The organism is Yersinia alsatica (assembly GCF_902170305.1).
Taxonomy (GTDB): Bacteria; Pseudomonadota; Gammaproteobacteria; order Enterobacterales; family Enterobacteriaceae; genus Yersinia; species Yersinia alsatica.
The window spans coordinates 309953-331527 of sequence record NZ_CABHWW010000011.1 but is presented as its reverse complement, the minus strand read 5'-3'; the positions used below and the strand labels follow the sequence as shown (position 1 = coordinate 331527).

Here is a 21575-nt window from a genome sequence, read left to right as displayed (position 1 = left end):
GTTTTTTATTGGCTGATGTTTACCGATGGGATTAGCTCACCAAACCTCTGGCATATTCAAATAGCGCTTTCAGCAGTGCCAGCTTCTCTTTGTCGTCTTCATACTGGTTGTAGAATTGCTCCAGTTGCAGCACGTAGTCTTGCACTCTCTCTGGGCTAAGTGCTGCGCGGCGATGCTCTAACCAGCGCTGTTGCTCACTGTCGGTCAAGGTATTCGGGTAATTGCGGGCGCGGAAACGGAACAACAGCGCCTCCAGCCGTGGATCTTGGAATGTGAGATCCAGCGCCGGTAGATTTTGCGGCTCAGTTTGCAGAATAATTTTCATGGTGGCGCGGTCTGCATCACTGAAAAAGCCATTATACAGTTGAGCATCCACATCATCAGAAGCCACAAAAGCCTCGGCTTCCGCAAACAGTGCCACGACTTTTTCGCGGATTTGCGGGTTTTGCCGCAGTAGTTGGAGATTTTCCAGACAGCGCTGGCGATCAATACCCAATCGTTCGGCATTCTCAGCCAGCAGGGTTTTAGCCGGTGCCAGTACCGGGCATTTATTGATATGCACTAACTTCAGTGGCACTGCGGCGTCTTCAGCATTGAGTTTATCGCGGCGGGTATACAGACGCTCGCGCAGCGTGTCGCTATCCAGCGAGAGTAACGGCGACATATCCCCCGCCAGGTCACACATAATCACCGCATTTTTATTGTCGGGATGCCATGCCAGCGGCGCCACCCAACTGGTATTACCGCGTGCGGCGCCAAACATGCCAGATACATGAACCAGTGGCGTCATATTTGCGATATCAATCAATGCATTTATTTTATGTTTGCTGCGGTGTTGGTATAGGTAATCAAATAATCTCGGTTGTGCCTGCTTAACCAACTTTGCCATGGCAATCGTGGCGTGCACATCAGACATCGCATCATGGGCATGCAAATGCTCGACACCATTGGCTTTGGTCAAATGCTCTAATTTGAAGCTCGGCAGGCCATCTTCATTTTCCGGCCAGACAATACCTTCTGGACGCAAGGCATAGCAGGCGCGCATCACATCCAGCAAATCCCAACGGGAGTTCCCACCTTGCCAGCTATAGGCATAAGGGTCATAAAAATTGCGATAGAAAATATTGCGGCTAACTTCATCATCGAAACGAATATTGTTGTACCCAAGAATGCAGGTGCCGGGCACATTGAATGCCTGATGAATTTGGCGGGCAAACTCGGCTTCATTGACCCCATTGGCTAAAGCATGCTGCGGGGTAATTCCGGTAATCATCACCGCTTCAGGCTGCGGCAGATAGTCATCTGCGGGTTTGCAGTAAATCACCAGTGGCTCTTCGATGATATTGAAATCCAAATCAGTACGCACTCCCGCGAACTGTGCCGGTCTGTCCAATGCAGGGCGCTGGCCAAAGGTTTCATAATCATGAATATAGAAAGTCGGTTGTGTGCGGTTGTCTGGCATTGCCTGAATTAGCCTCTCAAATTATGACATCGTCCATTTAAAATAAATTTTATTTAAAACAATGCCTTAATAATTGTATTTATGCGTGATTCTCTCATCTGAAATGCATCTTACCAAATAAAAACAAACTGGCCCACTTGAGCCCTCCGAGAGTGATGGCTTGCTTGTAAGAATATTCCCATTCAATGCTACATCCAATCCTATATACGCAGCATTAAAACCCATATCAAATACCCTCAAATTTAGTGCAAGTATAAAAAATATAAATACATTAACTTTTGTTTGTTATTAACATTTTGATTTTTAAGTAAAAATACTACACCAGGATATTTTGATATGACTAAAATACGTGGATTTACCGCTAAGGCTTTTCCAGGAAAAGTCTCGGTGCTCTCATCGGCTATACAAAAATCAGCTGCATTAAAAAATGGCAAATTAATCATCGCCATTTTTATCAATGCCATGTTCATGATGGCAATACCTGCGCGTGCCGTAACCATCATTGATGGTGGTGATATCGTCACCGTGCCAGACACACAGCCTTCACCATGGGATATTATTGGCGACATTGATATTGGCGATATTGGCAGCGGGACATTAAATATTTTCAATGGTGGCAGCGTAACGAATAGTGGTTATGCCTATATCGGTCGGGCCAATGGCTCTGGCGAGGTTAATATATCAGGGCCAGGTTCATCCTGGAACCATGATGGCAGTCAGATATTTGTTGGCCATGAAGGTAATGGTGCCTTAAATATTACCGATGGAGGGGTTTTATCCAGTGGCCCTGACGCGGCTTTTATTAATGGTAATGATGGCGTTTTTATTGGTAATGAAGTTGGGGTTCGTGGTATTGCCACGGTCTCTGGAGCAGGCTCAAAATTAGATGTTAACAGCGGATCTATCATTGTTGGTTTATACGGTACTGGCATACTCAATATTACCGATGGTGGCGAGTCGAGTGGTCGGCGAATTGATATAGGTAGCTATGCAGGCTCCTCAGGTATAGCGACGCTATCAGGGGTAGGTTCCATCATGAAGAGTTCAGAAAGATTTATTGTCGGCGTAAGTGGTACCGGCATATTCGATATTCTGGCTGGTGGTGTCGTTGCTAACGAAGGTATCGGTTATATCGGCGCTAATGCTGCAGGACATGGTACGGCGACCGTATCCGGTATCGGCTCTCAATGGAACAATACTGATGCTCTCTATTTGGGCCTTACAGGGGCTGGCACACTAACGATCACTGATAATGGTGAGGTTTCAGCTTCAAGCTTAGTTATTGCAAGATATGCGGGCAGTTCTGGAACTTTAAATATCGGTTCGGCGGCAGGAGAGGGGGCCAGTACAGCAGGCACACTGGATACCACATCCATCACTTTTGGTGATGGTAATGGTCAAATTAATTTCAATCATACCGATACCGCCGGTTCATATACCTTCGCCCCTGCAATCAGTGGTGTGGGCAATATAGATGTGTATAGCGGTACCACCGCGATGAGCGGCCTTAGCGATTATTCTGGTGCGACGACAATCTATGGCGGCACATTGGCAGCCGGTACCACAGGAGCTTTCAGCCGTAATGCGAATTATATCACTAAGAGCGGCGGTACTTTGGACTTGCGCGGCTATAGCCAAACTATGGGTAGTTTGAATCACTCCGGAGACTTAAATTTTGGCAGTGTTCCGGGCACGATTTTAACTATTGCGGGTGATTATACCGGCAATAATGGTCAGCTGAATTTCAATACTTTGTTGAGTGATGACACCTCGGCGACCGATAAGCTGGTGGTTGAGGGGAATACCTCCGGCACCACTCTGGTTACGGTAACTAATGCAGGTGGTAGCGGCGCTTATACCCTGAACGGGATCGAGTTGATCACGGTTGCAGGTGTTTCTGATGGTGAGTTTATCCAGAATGGGCGCATTGTCGCCGGTGCCTATGATTACTATTTAGAGCGCGGAATTGGCAGCAATGAAGCTAATTGGTATCTGAATAATACTATGCCGGCAGAGGGGCCGGGTAGTCCAGGTTCTCCGGGCGAACCTTCGCCAGTGATGATTGAGCGCCCGGAAGCCAGTGGTTACAGTGCCAACCTCGCGGCAGCTAATAACATGTTTGTCACTCGTCTGCATGACCGACTGGGTGAAACCCAATATATTGATGCCCTGACTGGCGAGCAGAAGGTCACCAGTATGTGGCTACGTAGCGAAGGTGGCCATAACCGTTTCCGCGATACTCAAGATCAATTAGGGACCCAGAGTAACCGCTATGTGATGCAACTGGGCGGTGATATTGCCCAGTGGAGCAATGACGGGTTGGATCGTTTCCATTTGGGGATCATGGCCGGTTATGGTAACAGCAAAAGTACCACCGAATCGCGTTTATCAGGTTATAGCGCCCGCGCCTCAGTGGATGGCTACAGCACCGGTCTCTATGGCACTTGGTATGCCAATAGCGCAGATAAAACTGGCCTGTATGTAGACAGTTGGGCGCAATACAGCTGGTTTAATAACACCGTCAATGGTCAGGATTTAGCTGTTGAAGAGTACAAATCCAAAGGGGTAACGGCCTCGGTGGAAAGCGGCTATACCTTTAAAGTTGGCGAAAATGTAGCGAAAAACGCTAGCTACTTTATTCAGCCTAAAGCCCAGGTCACATGGATGGGAGTGAAAGCTGATGACCATAAAGAAGCCAATGGGACTAATGTATCCGGTGAAGGTAACGGCAATATACAGACCCGCCTTGGGGTGAGAGCCTTTATGAGCGGTTATGCGGATCAAGATAAAGGTAAGGATCGCGTGTTCCAACCATTTGTCGAAGCTAACTGGATCCATAACACCAAAGATTTTGGCACCACCATGGATGGCATGACGGTGAAGCAGGCGGGAGCCGCCAATATTGGTGAGCTGAAACTGGGTGTTGAAGGCCAGTTGAGCAAAAAGGTGAATGTCTGGGGTAATGTTGGCCAGCAAGTTGGCAATAAAGGCTACAGCGATACGTCAATGATGTTAGGGGTTAAATTCAATTTCTAACCGCATATAATGTCTCATTAATTTGAGATAAACACTCGTTGCCCGGCCAGTCTAAGAACTAACCATTCTATAGATGCCGGGCTCTATATCTCAATTATTGAGGCTATTGCGCTTTAATTTGGCGGATATCAATGATAACCCTGATTTTACCTCTGATTAATATGAATATTTCATAAAGTACTGCATCACTCTATCGCCACGAACTAAGTAAAGATAATAGCCTTAATATCAGACGATAGACTAGGGTAAAAAGGCTAATTTTATTAGCATAATCAATTCTCCCCAATAAATAATATTTAATTAAATTGCAAGTTATTAGTTATAGTGATTTATTTAAATTAAATTAGTTGGTCTGATTAGTAAACTTGACAATTAATTATCATCGTCTTTAATCATAATGTTTAATTGGTAACATCCTCGAGCTTATTATCTACAGGATATACATAATGGAAGAGATGCGGTTCCTTGTTGATAGCGAAGGTAACTCTATTGCTTCATCGTGGGATTTATTATTGTTACATTTATTATCAAGGTGTTTATAAAAGGGTATTTACCTATCGTAGGGCAAAATCAAGGCGATACGAAATATGGATTTTTATATTAAATTTCAACGTGTTATTTATTATTGTTGGTATCGCTTTCGTATGTTTTCGCATCACCTTACAGCGGAGTTATGGAGGTTTTATGAAAAGAGTTATGCTAGTTCTCGCGTTAATGATGTCATCTTTTTTTACTTTTAGTCAGGATGTAGAGTTAAATAACCCTAGTGATTTATTACCAACACCAATAGTAGTTGAGTCCCCGTCCTCTGAAGAAATTGATTGTTGTGAAATATGTTGCAATATTGCATGTGCGGGTTGTGGTCCATAAAAATCATTATTGAGTATTTACTGTGTATTGCGAAAATTACGTAAATGAGTTCGGCCTATAGTAAATTCCCTTTTATAAATACATTGGTCAGTTATGTGAATATTAATGTTAAAAGTCTCGCTTATAGTCGTTAGTTTAATAACTAAGTATCTGCTGGTTGACGAATGCTTGTCACCACTCTAGAGAGAATATGCCCCTCTAATTTTGGCATCAAATTCTAGCTCAAAGATTTCACTCCCCGGTTTTTGATGACGTGAGTGGTTGGATGTCTTTCAGAAAGAGGCGGACGCGCCCCATAGTCACTAAAAAATAAAATATTAATTAAAATCATGTGGTAACCATCACTCTGGCACTTTTTTGGGCAGAATAGCAACATCAGTGTATCAGGCGGTGCTAACCCAAAAAGTCATAAGATATATTTTGAAAAAATTATGTTTCTATCTAAATGTGCCGATCTAACTCATATTTACCTGCCGTTTACTTAGCTATTCATACAATCCGCCTACTGAATATCATAGTAGGACTCATGGTGAAAACACTTCTGTTAACCGGTGCCACAGGTTTCTTGGGCGGCGCAGTATTAGAAAAATTATTGTTAGAGAACTCAGATTTTAATTACTTGTTACTTGTACGGGCTAATACACCGGAGCAGGGCGTCACTCGCATTCGAGAGAATCTGGCGAAATTTTATTTACCTAATGCGCTACTGAATAAAATAAATGCCAGCCATATTTTATTGGGTGACTTGGCGACACCGGACAGTTTTATTAATGATCCGCGTATTGATGACGTGACACATGTTATCAACTGTGCAGCAGTGGCATCATTTGGCAACAACCCACTCATCTGGAAAGTGAATGTTGACGGCACGCTAGCTTTTGGCAGAAGAATGTCACAAGTTGCTGGTTTGCAGCGATTTATTCACGTAGGTACCGCGATGTCTTGCACACCTGATGCCGATACTCTGGTCAGTGAGCGAGTATTATCCGCAGAAGATGACGCACATTTGGTGGAATACACCAAATCGAAATCGGCGATTGAGCGCCTGCTTGCGGAGCAATGCCCAACCTTGCCATTGGTCTTCGCCCGCCCATCTATTGTGGTCGGACATACGCGCTTAGGTTGCCAGCCCTCCAGTAGTATTTTCTGGGTCTTCCGCATGGCACTAATGCTGCGCAAGTTTATGTGTTCACTGGATGATTATATTGACGTTATTCCGGTTGATTACTGCGCGGATGCTCTATTGTGCATCTTGCTGCACCCAAATTTACCCGAAAATATCTACCATATTTCTGCCGGAGCAACGGACAGTGTCAGTTTTGCTGAAATTGATCAGGCCATGTCTTCTGCTGCCAGACAGAAACCTATGGGTACGGATTATCGCCAGGTAGAATATGGTGCTTTGGTGCAGATGAGAAATCAGTTAAAAGGGATTTTTGGCCCCTGCAATGAGCGGTTAATGTTGAAAGCGATGCGGTTATATGGCTCTTTTGCCATGTTAAACGTGCGCTTTAGCAATGAACGGCTGCTTAGCTTGGGCATGCCGCACTCGCCACGCTTCACCGATTATATTGCTTGTTGTGTGGAATCCAGCTCCGGCATGACTATTCAACAACAAATGGCAGTTGATTTTAAATAAGCTCATTTCCCCGTCGAGTTGTACCCGGCGGGGAGGTGCTGTTTCGAGTTATTCCTCTCAGCAGAACTTCATGACTTTTCACCGTCTTTAACTCAATGTCAGTCGGTAATAATTCGGCTAGACTTAGGCTTTGGCATCTTATTGGAAATAGGAATGTTGTGCGCCTGAATAAAAAAATATCGCCATTGGATAACCTGATTTACACCCATTACCGCATTACTCACGCTTTGCGTATTACGCTGGCGTTTATCCTAACCTTCATGATTATCCGTTTGTTGGCCGTTCCTGAGGGCACTTGGCCACTGATCACCTTGGTGGTGGTCATGGGGCCGATATCTTATTGGGGCAATGTTTTGCCCAGAGCGATGCAGCGTATTGGTGGCACGGTTTTTGGTGCTCTTTCTGGTTTGATCGCCCTGTATCTTGAATCTTACTCTTTGACTCTCATGCTGGCATGGTGCGGGGTCGTGATGTTCCTATGTGGCTATCTTACCTTAGGCAAACGTCCTTATATGGCCCTGCTAATTGGTATCACACTGGCAGTGGTCTGTGGTTCTGCACCGGGGGATATGAATACCGCACTGTGGCGCAGTGGCGATGTTATTTTTGGCTCACTATTGGCGTTGGTTTTTACCAGCATTTATCCGCAGCGGGCTTTTACGCATTGGCGGATGCAAATGAGTGATAACTTGCGTGCGATTAGCCAAATTTATGCCGCCTATCTGTCACCTAATGTGGTCGAACGTCCACGTTTAGAACCTAAATTAAAAGCGGCGCTTAATCAGTCAGTGAAGATGCGCGCGCTGATTGCTCCCTCCAGCAAAGAATCCCATATTAATAAGGATGTTTTTGAGGCTATTCAGACATTAAGCCGCAATCTGATCTGCACACTGGAATTGCTGGTGGATGCTTACTGGTCATCGCGGGAAAGCCACTTTATTATGCTTAATGCTAAAGGGCTGCGCAGTACGCAACTGCTGACGATCCGCTCATTGAATACCTTAAGTGACAGCTTGCGCGATGGCTCACCGGCCCGCGAGCGGGAGGTTGCCGCTGAGTTGGGCGAGATTGCCACTGAATTTAAATCCCTGATGTTGGCTGTTACACAGGAGCAGCAAATAGAAACACCGATTTATGGCTATGTTTGGTTGAGTATGGAGTTGACCAAACAGCTTGAGGAATTGGATGATCTGATTAATATGACTCTGCGCCGGTGATCAATTAGGGTTTAAAGTAGATGAAATTTCTGTCTGGCGGGTAAAGCAGGTAAGATAAGTCAATGAATCTTGTCACCAGGTACAGCAAAGCGGTATGGTGCAGGTAGCCTGGTCACCAGCAATTGAATTTGTGTAAAACTTAAGTGAAGGTGTAAAAATGGATAATGCAATTAAGCCGACTTTCCAGGACGTTTTGGAGTTTGTGCGTATGTTTCGTCGCAAAAACAAGTTGCAGCGTGAAATCGTTGATAACGAAAAGAAAATCCGTGATAACCAAAAACGCGTTCTGTTGCTCGATAACCTGAGTGATTACATCAAGCCAGGTATGAGCATTGAAGAAATTCAGGCCATTATCGCTGATATGCGTACTGCTTACGAAGATCGTGTTGATGAATACACCATCAAAAACGCCGATCTGTCTAAAGAACGTCGTGAGTTGTCGAAAAAACTGAAAGCGATGGGTGAAGTTAAGTAATTTTTTACCCGCGTTAAATCAAAAAGGCTGGTAATCAATACCAGCCTTTTTGTTGTCTATGACCGTCCTGAATAGTGTTTAATTTGACGGTTTATCTGGTCGCAAGAAGCGAAGCACCGGCATATTAACCCCTTTAATAAAGATAAAGGCCAGCAGCAACGAACCCCACAAAGCCATGGTGATATAACTGCTGACCCCCATGATATTCAGCCCACTCTCCAGCATTTGCAGCAAGAACAGCGCCAGTACAATCCCGAAAATCTTACCAAAGCCGCCATCAGGATTTACCCCACCTAATACCGTGGCCAAAATAGTGATAAGCAACAGTGACTCGCCATAGGATGCTTTAGCCGAGTTCAGTTTTGACATCATCAGCAGCGCAGCAACCGCACACAACAGTGATGAAATTACATAGACCCAAATTAGCGTGCGGCGAGTATTAATCCCTGAGAAAAAGGTGGCTTTTTCATTGGAGCCAGACAGATAGATCTGGCGGCCCAAGGGGGTTTTAGCCAGTATTAGCCAGATAATCGCCGCCACAGCAACAAACAGGTAGAGCGGCACTGGGATGCCGAGAAAATAGCTGCGATCCAGCGCCAATACATAGTTCGGAAAATTAGAAATAGCCGAGCCTTTGGAGATAAGCACATTCACACCTTTGAGCAAGGTCATGATGCCCAGCGTTGCCAGAATAGGGGATACCCGCACAATCGAGATAAGTATCCCATTAATCAGGCCGACCACTAAGGCGACTGATGCCCCCGCCAGCAGCATTAAAATCATTGAACTGAACGTGGGTGCCAGATGGGTGCAAACCCACGCCATCACCAGTGCACTGGCATTGGCGGTGGCAATAATTGATAAGTTAATCCCGCCAGTTAGCATAGTGATAGCCATTGCCAGCGTTAATACTCCAGCCACTGGGATTTGTGAGGCAATGGACTGGAAGTTCGCTGCAGACCAAAAAACCTGCGGGATCAGCACACTGAATACCACCGCAACCAGCACCAACAGTGCGACCAGCCAGCGTTCGGTATGATCACATTGAGTTGTTTTCGACATGGTTATATCCCTACCTTATGACGTTGGCCCCAGGCCGTCACACTGATGCTGATAACAATGACCAAACCGATAACCACGGTATGCCAGTACGACGAAATACCCAGTAAATTCAGGCCATTTTGCAATATCGCCAGTAAAATCACCCCCAGCAAGGTGCCGGTTAGGGTGCCACGCCCGCCAACAATACTGGTCCCCCCCAGAACGACGGCTGCCAGCACCGTTAGCTCATAACCGAGCAATGAATCGGGGGCCACCGTCAATACGGTATAGGATTGCACCACGCCAGCAATACCGGACAAAAAGCCCATATAGCCATAGACAAACAGTTGCAGCTTGAGAATACTGAACCCCATGCGCGATGCGGCTTCCTGATTGCCACCCAATGCATAAATTTGGCGGCCAATACTGGTGCGGGTCATCAATAGGGCGGTGACAATAATGGTGGTCAGCAGTGTCAGGATAGGCAATGAAAGGCCATAGTCATAGCCATCTGCGGCAGTGAATGAAAATAACATTGGCCCATGTTCAAACCATTCCGGGTAGGTATACAGCCAGACTCCCCGGCTGAGATACAGCAATAACCCATAGAATATATTCAGCGTAGAAATGGTAATAATGATGGATGGTACGCGCAGGCGATTAACCAACAGCGCATTTATCAGCCCCAGTAATAAGCCAATCCCCCCCGCTAGCGCGAAAGCTAGCGGGAAATTGCCACCAAACTTCACAATTAAGGTCACCATGACATATTGCGAAATAATGGTCATGGCCGGGAATGAAATATCAATACCGCCAGAAATCAAGACGATAAATAACCCGCAAGCCAGAATAGTTAACATGGCATAGTTATTTATCAAATCATAAATATTGGCGAGCGTCAGAAAATCTGGGCTGGTGAAAGCAAGATAAGTCGAAATAATCAATATAGTGAAAGCCAACATCACTTCATGGCGTTTCAGTTGTTCTTTATTGAATAGACCTGATTTAGCCACCTCAGGTTGATTAACTGCATGGGGGTTAGCCATTTACTACCTCCGCAATGGCTGCTTCGCTGCTGTTGCCCGGCAAAAACTCCTGCACCAGCTGCCCGGACCGCATGACTAAAATACGGTGGCTGTTAAAGTAAGCTTCATCAATCTCGTCGCATACCATCAATACCGCAATCCCCCGTGCCGCCAGTGCATTGATAATATTATAAATACCGGCTTTGTTAGCGATATCGACCCCGACGGTCGGAGAGTCGAGGATCAATATTTGCGGATCGGTTGCCAGCCATTTGGCAATGGCAATGCGCTGTGCATTCCCGCCGGATAACGTATTGACCGGCAAATCACTGTTACCGATTTTGATCGACAGATGTTTGACCATATCTTCCACCAGAGTATCGACGCGCTCAGTGCGCATCAGGTGGAAAGTATTTTTCAGGCGGTGCAAAACCGTGGCACTGATATTGTCGCGAATGGATTGCTCCATAATCAGCCCGGTGCTCATTCGGTCTTCCGAGACATAACCGACCCCGGCCGCAATGGCATCACGGTTACTGGCAAAAATCATCGGCTCATCATTAATACGAATGGTACCCGACTCTGGCGTGGTTAAACCGAATAGGCTGAGACACAGCTCAGTGCGACCAGAACCCAGTAAACCGACCAACGAAACAATCTCTCCGGGGTGTAGAGTCAGTGAAATATTGTGATATTCATTGCTGCGGGAAAGTTCTTCTACGGCCAGTACCGGCGGGCGGGCCGCAGTATAGGGAGGCAATACCTGAAAATCGAATTTCATGCCGGTCATCAACCAAGCCAGCCGTGCGTTATCCACCTCAGCCGCCGGATAGGTGCCGACCCAATCACCATCTTTCAACACCGTGATACGGTCTGAAATCTCCAGCACTTCACTTAAGCGGTGGCTAACAAATACCACACAGATATTGCGTGATTTTAGCTCGTGCACTACACGCAATAGGCCGTTAACTTCTTGGCGGGTTAGGGAGGCGGTAGGTTCATCCATAATAATCAGGCGGGCATCTTGTGCCAGAGCGCGGCAAATGGCGACCAACTGTTTTTGGGCAATAGGTAAATTCTCAACCAATTCATCCAGATCAAGATGGGCATCAATGCTGTTGATGACGCGCTCGGCAGTCGCGCGCATCTGGCGTTTGTTCACCCACAGATGATGGTGGTAATGGTTCATGGCGATATTCTCAGCCACGGTCAGGTTCGGAAATAATGACAAATCCTGATAAATAACCTGAATCCCCAGACGGACGGATTCAATCGGCGTCAGGGTAGAGTAGGTTTTGCCATCGATAGTCATTGCGGCATCAGTATCGGGTTGATAGACACCGGAGATAATCTTGATCAGTGTCGATTTGCCACAACCGTTCTGCCCTGCGAGGCAATGAACCTCACCCGGTAATAGGGTCATAGCCACCTTATTTAGCGCCTTGACGCCATAAAAGGTTTTACTGATATTTTCCAGGGTAATGAATGGCTGCATACCTACATCCTCGTGATTCTGTTGGGCATTAATAGCAGAGCCGAAGACCATCCTCGGCTCTGCGATAACACAAAGAATCAATACAGCGAATCGACGTTATCTTTGGTCACTCTCAGCACATTGTGGAACTGAATCAGATGCTTATCCTGATCAACTTCCGCTTTGCCCACCCCTGGAATCTCCATGCCAGTCTCGATTTTCTCGCCTTTCAGCACTTTGTCAGCCACGGCTGTCAGCGCGTAACCGGCAGAACCTGGGTCATAGGTGACGCCCATGGCGATATCACCGCTTTTAACCAGTGAAGCCGCTTGAGATGGGATCATCATGCCAAACACATGCACGTTGTTTTTCGCCCGTTTCTCTTTCACCGCACGACCAGCACCAATTGGGCCTTGTGAACCGAAAGCGACAATGCCTTTCAAGTCACTGTGGGCTTTCATCAAATCCAGTGTGGTGCGGCGTGAGTCATCAATACTCTCGGCGACAGGCATACGGCTGGTCACTTCGAACATTTCTGGATAGTGCTCTTTCTGATATTTAACAAACAAATCGGCCCACAGGTTATGTTGTGGCACGGTCAGGCTGCCGACATAAATAACATAACCGCCTTTGCCGCCCATAGCTTTAGCCATCTCTTCCACGTTATCTGCGGCGAATTTGGCGTTATCGATAATTTCGATATCCCAGTTGGCGCTTGGCTGCCCCGGTGATTCGTTGGTTAACACCACGATACCGGCGTCACGGGCTTTCTTGAATACCGGCTCCAGCACATCGGCGTCGTTCGGTACGATGCTGATCGCGCTGACTTTTTTGGCAATTAAATCTTCGATGATTTTAACTTGTTGTGGCGCATCGGTGCTGGACGGGCCGACTTGATAGGCTTTGATGCCCAGATCTTTACCGGCATGTTCCACACCTTCACCCATGCGGTTAAACCACGGCATCCCGGCGATTTTCGAGATATTAACGACTTCGACTTCTTGTGCCAGTGCGCTGCCGGAGCACACCATCATGCTAAGCAAACTGGCGGCCAGTAAGGTTTTTACACTCAATTTTTTCATCTAAGGCTCCAAGAGCGGGTGTAGGTTGAGGTTATCGTTATTTCTTGAGGTGCTGGTGCAATATTCTTATCTTTTATTACATGAGTTTTATTTATGTTTTTAAAAAAATGAAGATTTAACAGGCATCAGATTTTACATCTGCACTACATTTCCTGTAGATGGACTCTAATACTCCGATAGCTATTTTCCCCATATCTTTGAATGCTATTTACATGGACAAAATAGCTGCTTTCCCTGTTTGTGACTGGGGTCATGATTCTGAGGGGTAAGGCAAAGGGAGTTACAAAAAAATGGTAGTAAAAAGAGGAATAACAATGCTATTTACATGGACATTATGGTCTGGTGAGTGCTTGGAAGCTTAACTAGGGTGTAGGACTGAATAGCTGCTTATCTGACTAACGCACTCCGCCAGGTACCATAGCTAATAGGTGCTGGCGTGGGTAATTTTGTGTGATGCCGCGTTGCTGTAATTGCCAATATAACTTTTCGACATCATGACGTTGGCGGTTTAATAGCAAGCCGACCACACTGCCGCTGTGGGCCACATTCAGGCCATATAAATCCAGCTCCTCAACTAATGCCAGCAAGGCTGCAAAGTCGGGTTTGACCAACAAATGCTGGCTGGCTCGTGCACTGAGGGTGGTGGCTTGACCTAACAAGGAGCAATCGTGCTGGGCGGCGGCTTGCGCAAATAATTGCCATGCTTGCTCCAACGTGGCGGCACTTGCCAATAATGCTGTATGGCGATCACGGCGATGGTAGTCTTCGGTGCTGAGAATATGCGGACTTTCCAGTAGCAGAATATCTAGGTTGGGTTGCCAGTCATACGAAATTTGCGTGGCGGCGCTCTGGTGGTCAAATAAGGTTAGTCGCTGAAATAACGTGCTGTCAGTGGGTTCGAGATTAACACATAGGGTAGCAAGTGCCGCCTCATCGAGGGTTTCTCCCAGATGACGGGCAGTAGCCAGCGCGGTAGCAGCAATATCTGCGGTACTGCTAGCCAACCCTTTTGCCACTGGAATAGTGGACTCAAAACTGATGTGCAGGCCACGGGCCATCTCCACGGGCAGGCCGAAGTGCGCCAGTACTGCCCCCAACATCTGGCGCATGCGCGGCCGCTCATGTTGACTTGGCGCGCCGTTGCTGACGGACACGGTGCTGAACCAGTTGACCGGGCAGGAAATCAGCTTCTCACCCCCCAGTATCCAGCCCTGAATCAACTCACCACAGGAGGCCGGGCAGCGGGCTTCAGCCATGGCTGAAAACCTGCCGCAGGGCGGTGATGAGCTGTTGGTTATCTGCCGCACTTTTAATAGCGACACGGTAGTGGTCGCGCGTCAGACCGGGGTAATTGGCGCAATGGCGGATCAGAATATGGTGCTGTAATAGTGCTGGCTGCAAGTCAATTTCAGGTCTCAGGCAGCGCAAGAAAATATAGTTTGCCGTACCTTGCCACACCTGCAATGCCGTTATCTGACACAATTCCTGATATAGCCAGTGCTGCTGCTGTTCCAGCCATTGATGAGTGGCCTGAATATAAGGTTGGTCATCAAGAATAATCTCGCCCGCCAGTGCCGCAAATGCATTGATAGTCCAAGGCTCGCGCTGCTGTTTCATCTGGCGGATAGCGGCCAGATCACCGCTGAGCAAGTAACCCAGGCGCAATCCCGGAATGGCAAAAAATTTAGTCAGTGAGCGCAATACATATAAGCGAGGGAAATCAGCCAATTGAGGTGTTAACCCCGGCGCATCTGGCAGAAAGTCGATAAAAGCTTCATCGACAATCAGGGCGATTTGCCGTTGATGGCAGCACTGCACAATGGCTTGCAACAGCGCAGGATCTGGCATTAGGCCGGTTGGGTTATTGGGGGTCGCCAGAAACAGGCAATCAGGGCGCTGTTTTTCCAAGACGCTCAGTAGGCGCTCATCGGGCTGATAGCCGTCGGCTTCGCTCATTGCATAATCATGAATCTGACAACCCGCACGATGCAGGGCACGGCGGTATTCCGCAAAGCCAGGTGTCAGCAGCATTGCTGTTCGCGGTTGCAGATACTCTACTATGGCATAAATCAATTCGGTGGCACCATTGCCCGCCATGATGTTTTCCGGCCAGCAGTGGTGGGCGCGCGCCAGTGCGCTGTGCAATTGGCGGTACTCAACATCAGGGTAGTGTTCAGCACGGGCTAACTGTTCAACAATGGCAACCTTTAAAGAATCCGGCATACCCAACGGGTTGATATTGGCACTGAAATCAATGATGTTCGCTGCATCTGTCCCGATTTTTAGTGCCATTTCCAGCACATTCCCACCATGCTCACTCATCGCTACATTAAACCCTTAGTTAGCTTGTGCGTTTAGAATACCATAGGCGAGGGAATTGAGTTTAGCGACAACACTTCTGGTGTGAATGCCAGTATCTCCCGCAGGCGCACCACCTCGCCAATAACAATCAGAGCCGGGGCCGATAAACCTTGCGCGGCAACTTGGTCTGCCAGAGTGAGCAGTGTGCCGCTGGCGACTTGCTGCTGCTGATGGCTGGCGTACATCACCACGGCGGCAGGGGTGGTTGGCGCTTTACCTCCAGCGATCAATTGCTGGCAAATCGCCGCCAGTTGCGTCATCCCCATCAGGATAACCAACGTACCTTCCAATTTGGCGAGTGTGGCCCAATCTTGCGGCTCATTACCTTGGCGCAAGTGGCCGGTTATCACATGAAAACCGGAGGCATAATCTCGATGAGTTACCGGGATCCCGGCATAGGCCAGCCCGCCAATAGCCGAGCTTATCCCCGGTATCACTTCAAAGGGAATATCGGCCAGTGCCAACGCCTCGGCTTCTTCCCCCCCGCGGCCAAACACATAAGGATCACCGCCTTTGAGCCGCACGACATTTAATCCGCGCTGCGCGCAATCAACCAGAATCTGATTAATCTCTGGCTGTGGGACTAAGTGGTGATTAGGATTTTTGCCGACATTAATCATTTCGCAGCCATCTGGGGCTTCAGCCAGCAATTCGGCACAGACCAAACGGTCATAAACCAGTGCTTGGGCCCGACGAATCGCCTGTAATCCTTTTACGGTAATCAGCGCCGCATCCCCTGGCCCTGCGCCCACCAGCCAAACTTTCCCACTTTTCATATTATTTCTCATTGTATGGCGAGAGCCGGTTGTACCGGCAGATGCAGTGCCACGCGCAGAACATCACGGGCAATCATTAATTCTTCATTGGTATTGACGATAGCAATTTGCACTGGGGCATTATCCTGTTGGATAAAAAACTGATTTTTTAAGTTTTTCTCTTCATCCAGTTCAATTCCCAGAAACGCCAATTCGCGGCATATTTGCTGACGGGCAGTGCGGGCATTTTCCCCAATTCCGCCGGTAAAGATCAGCGCATCAATTCCGCCCAACTGCACAATATAGCTGCCAATCACGGCACGAATTCGTTCGGCAAATAGCTCAAGAGCAACCACCGCGCGGGGGTTACCATTGCTAGCGGCTTGCTCCACATCACGGTAATCATGTGAGATCCCCGAGATACCCAACAAACCGGATTGGTTGTTGATCAGATAGTTAATTTCAGCCGTACTTTTGCCTTCGGTTTGCTGAATAAAAGGCAGAATTGAGGGGTCAATATCGCCGCTGCGGGTACCCATCATGATGCCCGCCTGCGGGGTAAAGCCCATGGAGGTATTCACCGAGCGCCCATTGCCAATGGCGCAGATGCTGGAGCCGTTACCCAGATGACAGGAAACAATTCGCAACTCCTCCAGTGGCCGCCCCATACGTTCGGCACAGACCGCACTGACATACTTATGGCTGGTACCGTGAAAACCATAGCGGCGAATGCCCAGCTCTTCATAGTAGCGCCACGGCAGCGGGTAGAGATAAGAGGTCTGGCTGAGTGTTTGGTGAAATGCGGTATCAAATACCGCCACTGCGCTGGCATGGGGCAGGGCTTGTTGAAACACGCGGATACCCAATGCATTAACCGGGTTATGTAACGGGGCCAGAGTGCCAAGTTGCTCAATTTTATCCAACACTTGCGGGGTTATCAGCACTGAATCGGCAAAAGCTTCGCCCCCGTGTGCGACACGATGGCCGACGCCACTGATTTCATCCAGTGAATCAATAATATTGTGTTCGATAAGCGCCTTAAGCAGGTGTTCGGCACCTTGGCGGCAATCGGCTATTGGCAGGGTTTCCCGCCATTTCACATCACCAGCCCGCAGGTTAAACACCGCATCATCCATGCCGATGCGCTCGATTAATCCCTGACACAGTACCTGCTCATCACCTTGGCCAGTTTGCGCATTTAGCATGGAAAATAACTGAAATTTCAACGAAGAACTGCCGGCGTTAATCGCCATAATCTTACCGGGCATGCGACTCTCCAGAATGATTCAAAAATGTCATAAGGTCAGTTAACCCCTCGCCAGTCAGCGCCGAGGTCACAAAAATATGGGGTGCGCCCGCCTGAGTCAGGCAATCCGCGGCCCACGCCAGTTGCTCTGGGTGGCTGACGGTGTCGGCTTTGCTGATAATGCCGACCACCGGTTTGTTGAAAACCTGTGCCAACATGGGGGCGAACCAGCTTTGTGTGGCATCGGCGTTTTGCACCAATCCCACCACATCGGCCTCACAAGCGCTGGCAAGTAAGGCACTGTATAAACAACGGTTTTCCAGATATTCACCCGGCGTGTCGATGGCATTGTCCTGCCAGATAATGGCCTGGGTTTTCTGGTAATTGAGTGCCTCGCCCTGCAAGCGCTGAATCAGCGAGGTTTTGCCGCACTGACTGGGGCCAATTAGCATGATGCGCTGCATGGCATCAGGTCCGAGTCATCGGGCAAGCAGTAAACTTCATCATGTCACCCAAGGTGTGAATCACTTGTTTGAGCGCATACTCCACCGCCGAAACATCGCCGGTAAACACCACTGCGCCGGTAAAACGGTCGATAAAACCAATCTCGACTGCACCGGATTTAGTGGCGATATCACTGGCAATAATGGATGCTTCGCTGGGGGTGATGGTCAAAATACCAATGGCACTGCTGACATCGTTTAACCCCAATTTTTTATAAAGTGTCTTATTGGGGTTGGCTATCAGATGCGCGAGAGTTATCTGTTTACCGGGAACATATTCCTGAATCACGCGCTCGGGGGTGCTGTTCGCTTCCATCATGCCTCCTGAATTAACTGACGCCACAGCGCCTCATGGGGACGTGGGATAACGGCGCTGTAAACCAATAATCCCTTTTCACCGGCGCACTGGCTGGCCACCTCCACGGCGGTTTGCACATCAGCAATATCACCACTGAGCACTTGGTAGCATTTGCCGCCAATGCCAAACGCCATATGAATACGCACCAACGTGACATTGGCGGCCTTGACGGCGCGGTCGGCCGCGGTAATACAGGCCGCCACACTCCAGGTTTCGACGACCCCTGCCGCCTGACGGTTTTCCACCGGATTCAAGCCGCTGATAGCCGGTAATACTGAGGGATGAAGGTTGGGGAGCACGATGCTATCAACCAATAAATGGCCGCTGTGTCGCTCGCCATTTTGTACTGACTGGCTGACCGCGCCGATATCACCGCCGACCATCAGCAGATACTTGCCGGGGCACAGAGTTTTGCTCACCAGCAGGTTGACGTTGGCACTTTTTAGCATCAGATCGCAGACTTCCATCCCTTTGGCGATACTGCTTAATTCAACAATTCCAATGGCTTGTGACATGCCCATTCCTCTTTAAGAAACCCGGTCAATGGTGATGGCGCTGGTACTGATGGCGGTGATAACACCGCGGATACTGGCGTGTAGTGGTGCACCCAAGGCACTGTTTGGGATCTGCCCGATCAGCTGGCCTTGCTCTACTCGTTCACCCACAGTAACAATGGCTTCGGCGGCCGCACCAATATGCTGGCGCAGCGGCAAAATGACCTGTTGGGGCAGATAAGCCTCTTGGTTAAATGGAGCGGCTTGATACCAGTCAGTCAGATCCAGGCGGGCAATCAGTCGGGATGTCGGCACCATACGGTAATTAGCCATCGGGTCGGCTTCGCGCAGCTCACCTTGATAACGAGCACCTTGTGCTCGCAACTGGGTTTTCAGCAGGCGATTAATGCGCATTGGCGAGATATCCACCGGGCAGGCGTAGCTTTCACACACCCCACACTCTGAGCAGGTGAGGGCGCTGAGCAAGATATCCGGGGTAGCAACTTGTTGATAGATAATCGCCCGCACCAGCAGATGCGGTGGCAATTCATGGCCGATCAAGTGGCGCGGACACAGCTCGGTGCACATGCGGCACTGTTCACATACCGTGCGGGCAATGGCTAACACATCTTGATCACTGCGGGCGCGGCGAGTGATGAGTAGATGGTCAGCGGGCAGCACCAACAGGCCACCGGTGGTTTTAGTCACCGGTTGGTCAAGGTCATGCACCGCATGGCCCATCATCGGGCCGCCATTGATATAGGCCGGGTTATTGATGGTGACGCCACCGGCTAGCGCCAGCACTTCCCGCAGCGGAGTACCCAATGGCACCGTAAGGGTTAATGGCCGCGCCACCGCGCCATTCACTGTCAAGGTACGACGAGTCACCGGCCATTGTTGTTCAACCGCGCGCGCCACATTAAGCAAGGTTTGTACGTTATTGACCACCACGCCAATACTGACGGGCAGAGCCGCAGGGGGCACCCGGCGACCGGTAGCCAGCCAGATAGTAATCACTTCATCACCGGCGGGGTAAACGTCGGGTAAGATATGCAGGCGAATCTGTGCGGGCAGCAGAGGAGTCAGCGCCGCGATCGCCGCTACATATTTGGCTTTCAGCGCAATAATTCCCTCGCGCGCGCCAGTGGCGGTCATGCCATACAGCACCCCACGCACCAGCCGCGCAGCCTGACGCGGGATCAACTGCTGGTCCACTTTCAGCATCGGCTCGCACTCAGCGGCATTGACCAGGAAAATATCTGCTTGCGCCTGAAGCTTCACCGCGGTCGGGAACCCAGCCCCACCCGCCCCGACCACACCGGCATCACGTACCCGCTGCTGGATGGTGGCAGCATCACATTGCGCCAGTTCTCCATAAGCAGGGGGAGCGCGCAGTAAGGAGGCATCAGGCATCTGAATATCACTCATAAAGTGCCTCGATAATTGCGCGGATGTCATTATCGTCAGCTGGGCGTGGATTCGTGCGCAGTGTGACGTCCGCCAGTGCGGCGGTTATCATGTCCGGAATCCGTTGTTGTAACTGGCGCTCGTTTACTTTCATCGCCGCCAAGGGTTGAGGTATCCCGCACTGGCGTTTCAGTAGCTCAATTTGATGAATGAGCTGATTGACGGCCCCCCGTTCATCACCTTTTACCGGGCTGAAGTGGCATATTTTCGCCAGTCGGGCATAACGTTTACGCGCCCGTACATCGGCGGCATTAAAACGAATGACTGGCACTAACAGCAGCGCATTCGCCAAACCATGAGCGATGTGAAATTGCCCGCCCAACTGGTGCGCGATGGCATGGTTGATACCCAGCCCAGCCTGACTGAATGCCATGCCAGCCAGCGTGGAGGCATTGTGCATTTTGCCGCGGGTAATCAGGCAATCACCTTTACGGCAAGCGGTTGGCAGGTGACGAAACACCAACTGCACCGCTTTTTCTGCCAGTGCATCGGTAAAATCACTGGCGCGCGGCGACACATAGGCTTCCAGCGCATGTGTCAGCACGTCCAACCCAGTATTGGCGGTGATAACCGGTGGTACGGTTGCCACCAGCGCCGGATCCAAAATGGCGATATCCGGGTAAATCTCATCGTCAAATAGAGGATATTTAATACTTTTTTCCGGGTCACTGATCACGCAGGCACTGGTGACCTCCGAACCCGTGCCGCTGGTGGTCGGGATGGCGATACAGGTTTCGATCTCCAGACCTTGCTTGCGACTAAACCAGACAATGGCTTTGGCCGCATCCAGCGCCGAGCCGCCACCAAAACCGATCACAATATCCGGGCTTAGCGCATGCATTTGCTCAATGCCCTTGACCACGGTGGCGATATTCGGGTCCGGCGTGATATCGCTGAACAGGCTTATCTGATTGTCGGCGGGCAGGGCTGTTTTAAGGCGATCCAACAGCGGGGACGTCGCCAGAAAGCCGTCGCAAATTATCCAGATTTTGCGCTGATGGAAGCGTTGCAGCACTTTGAGGCTGCCTTCCCCGCTATAAATGCGTGTTTGCAGGAAAAAAGTCTTCATA

19 protein-coding genes are annotated in these 21575 nt (G+C 49.1%); 5 read left to right on the top strand and 14 right to left on the bottom strand.

Going from position 1 to position 21575, the window contains the following annotated elements; all coding sequences use genetic code 11:
• Window positions 1–31: 31 nt before the first annotated feature.
• The gene (gene sbcB, locus FTA96_RS08315; protein WP_134957484.1) at window positions 32–1462 is read right to left on the bottom strand and encodes an exodeoxyribonuclease I; all 1431 of its coding nucleotides are present in this window, start codon (window positions 1460–1462) and stop codon (window positions 32–34) included.
• Between the two features lie 336 nt (window positions 1463–1798).
• Between sbcB and FTA96_RS08310 the strand changes: the two genes are divergently transcribed.
• The 5 genes from FTA96_RS08310 to tmaR all read left to right on the top strand — a co-directional run bounded on the left by FTA96_RS08310 (window position 1799) and on the right by tmaR (window position 8699).
• Window positions 1799–4498, top strand: coding sequence for an autotransporter outer membrane beta-barrel domain-containing protein (locus FTA96_RS08310; RefSeq protein ID WP_235897450.1), 2700 nt, complete (start codon window positions 1799–1801; stop codon window positions 4496–4498).
• Between the two features lie 684 nt (window positions 4499–5182).
• Window positions 5183–5368, top strand: coding sequence for a Heat-stable enterotoxin (locus FTA96_RS08305; RefSeq protein WP_145507244.1), 186 nt, complete (start codon window positions 5183–5185; stop codon window positions 5366–5368).
• A gap of 529 nt (window positions 5369–5897) precedes the next feature.
• The gene (locus FTA96_RS08300; RefSeq protein WP_050106885.1) at window positions 5898–7007 is read left to right on the top strand and encodes an SDR family oxidoreductase; all 1110 of its coding nucleotides are present in this window, start codon (window positions 5898–5900) and stop codon (window positions 7005–7007) included.
• A gap of 158 nt (window positions 7008–7165) precedes the next feature.
• Entirely contained in the window at window positions 7166–8224 is a 1059-nt protein-coding gene (locus tag FTA96_RS08295; RefSeq protein WP_145573576.1) for an FUSC family protein, read from the top strand.
• A 157-nt stretch (window positions 8225–8381) separates the two neighbouring features.
• A complete protein-coding gene (gene tmaR, locus FTA96_RS08290) occupies window positions 8382–8699 on the top strand; it encodes a PTS system regulator TmaR (protein WP_004711143.1) in 318 nt (105 codons plus the stop codon).
• 78 nt (window positions 8700–8777) lie between these two features.
• On the opposite strand, the gene FTA96_RS08285 is transcribed toward tmaR, so the two are convergent.
• The 13 genes from FTA96_RS08285 to FTA96_RS08220 form a co-directional block, all read right to left on the bottom strand.
• On the bottom strand, window positions 8778–9761 hold the full coding sequence (locus tag FTA96_RS08285) for an ABC transporter permease (RefSeq protein ID WP_145573574.1): 984 nt from the start codon (window positions 9759–9761) through the stop codon (window positions 8778–8780).
• Window positions 9762–9763: 2 nt separating this feature from the next.
• Window positions 9764–10786, bottom strand: coding sequence for an ABC transporter permease (locus FTA96_RS08280; protein WP_072077535.1), 1023 nt, complete (start codon window positions 10784–10786; stop codon window positions 9764–9766).
• The gene (locus FTA96_RS08275) at window positions 10779–12260 is read right to left on the bottom strand and encodes a sugar ABC transporter ATP-binding protein (RefSeq protein WP_050151391.1); all 1482 of its coding nucleotides are present in this window, start codon (window positions 12258–12260) and stop codon (window positions 10779–10781) included. Before FTA96_RS08275 ends, FTA96_RS08280 begins: the two co-directional genes overlap by 8 nt.
• A 77-nt stretch (window positions 12261–12337) precedes the next feature.
• Entirely contained in the window at window positions 12338–13273 is a 936-nt protein-coding gene (locus FTA96_RS08270; RefSeq protein ID WP_235895492.1) for an autoinducer 2 ABC transporter substrate-binding protein, read from the bottom strand.
• 443 nt (window positions 13274–13716) lie between these two features.
• Window positions 13717–14577 carry a GHMP family kinase ATP-binding protein gene (locus FTA96_RS08260; RefSeq protein WP_145573572.1) on the bottom strand — a complete coding sequence of 287 codons (861 nt, stop codon included), beginning with the start codon at window positions 14575–14577 and terminating at the stop codon, window positions 13717–13719.
• Window positions 14570–15643, bottom strand: coding sequence for a threonine-phosphate decarboxylase CobD (gene cobD, locus FTA96_RS08255; RefSeq protein ID WP_145573571.1), 1074 nt, complete (start codon window positions 15641–15643; stop codon window positions 14570–14572). The genes FTA96_RS08260 and cobD overlap by 8 nt, the downstream gene beginning before the upstream one ends.
• Window positions 15644–15675: 32 nt before the next feature.
• The gene (gene cobA / locus FTA96_RS08250) at window positions 15676–16458 is read right to left on the bottom strand and encodes a uroporphyrinogen-III C-methyltransferase (protein ID WP_050106813.1); all 783 of its coding nucleotides are present in this window, start codon (window positions 16456–16458) and stop codon (window positions 15676–15678) included.
• 8 nt (window positions 16459–16466) lie between these two features.
• A complete protein-coding gene (locus FTA96_RS08245) occupies window positions 16467–17705 on the bottom strand; it encodes an acetate/propionate family kinase (protein WP_145573569.1) in 1239 nt (412 codons plus the stop codon).
• Window positions 17695–18147 (bottom strand): EutP/PduV family microcompartment system protein, encoded by a 453-nt coding sequence (locus tag FTA96_RS08240; protein ID WP_050106811.1) that lies wholly within the window; start codon window positions 18145–18147, stop codon window positions 17695–17697. Before FTA96_RS08240 ends, FTA96_RS08245 begins: the two co-directional genes overlap by 11 nt.
• 4 nt (window positions 18148–18151) lie before the next feature.
• A complete protein-coding gene (pduU, locus tag FTA96_RS08235) occupies window positions 18152–18502 on the bottom strand; it encodes a propanediol utilization microcompartment protein PduU (protein ID WP_145573658.1) in 351 nt (116 codons plus the stop codon).
• A complete protein-coding gene (locus FTA96_RS08230; RefSeq protein WP_050134608.1) occupies window positions 18502–19059 on the bottom strand; it encodes a BMC domain-containing protein in 558 nt (185 codons plus the stop codon). Before FTA96_RS08230 ends, pduU begins: the two co-directional genes overlap by 1 nt.
• A gap of 12 nt (window positions 19060–19071) precedes the next feature.
• Window positions 19072–20466 (bottom strand): 4Fe-4S dicluster domain-containing protein, encoded by a 1395-nt coding sequence (locus FTA96_RS08225; protein WP_050134610.1) that lies wholly within the window; start codon window positions 20464–20466, stop codon window positions 19072–19074.
• Window positions 20459–21574, bottom strand: coding sequence for a 1-propanol dehydrogenase PduQ (locus FTA96_RS08220; protein WP_050151360.1), 1116 nt, complete (start codon window positions 21572–21574; stop codon window positions 20459–20461). Before FTA96_RS08220 ends, FTA96_RS08225 begins: the two co-directional genes overlap by 8 nt.
• Between the last annotated feature and the right edge of the window lies 1 nt (window position 21575).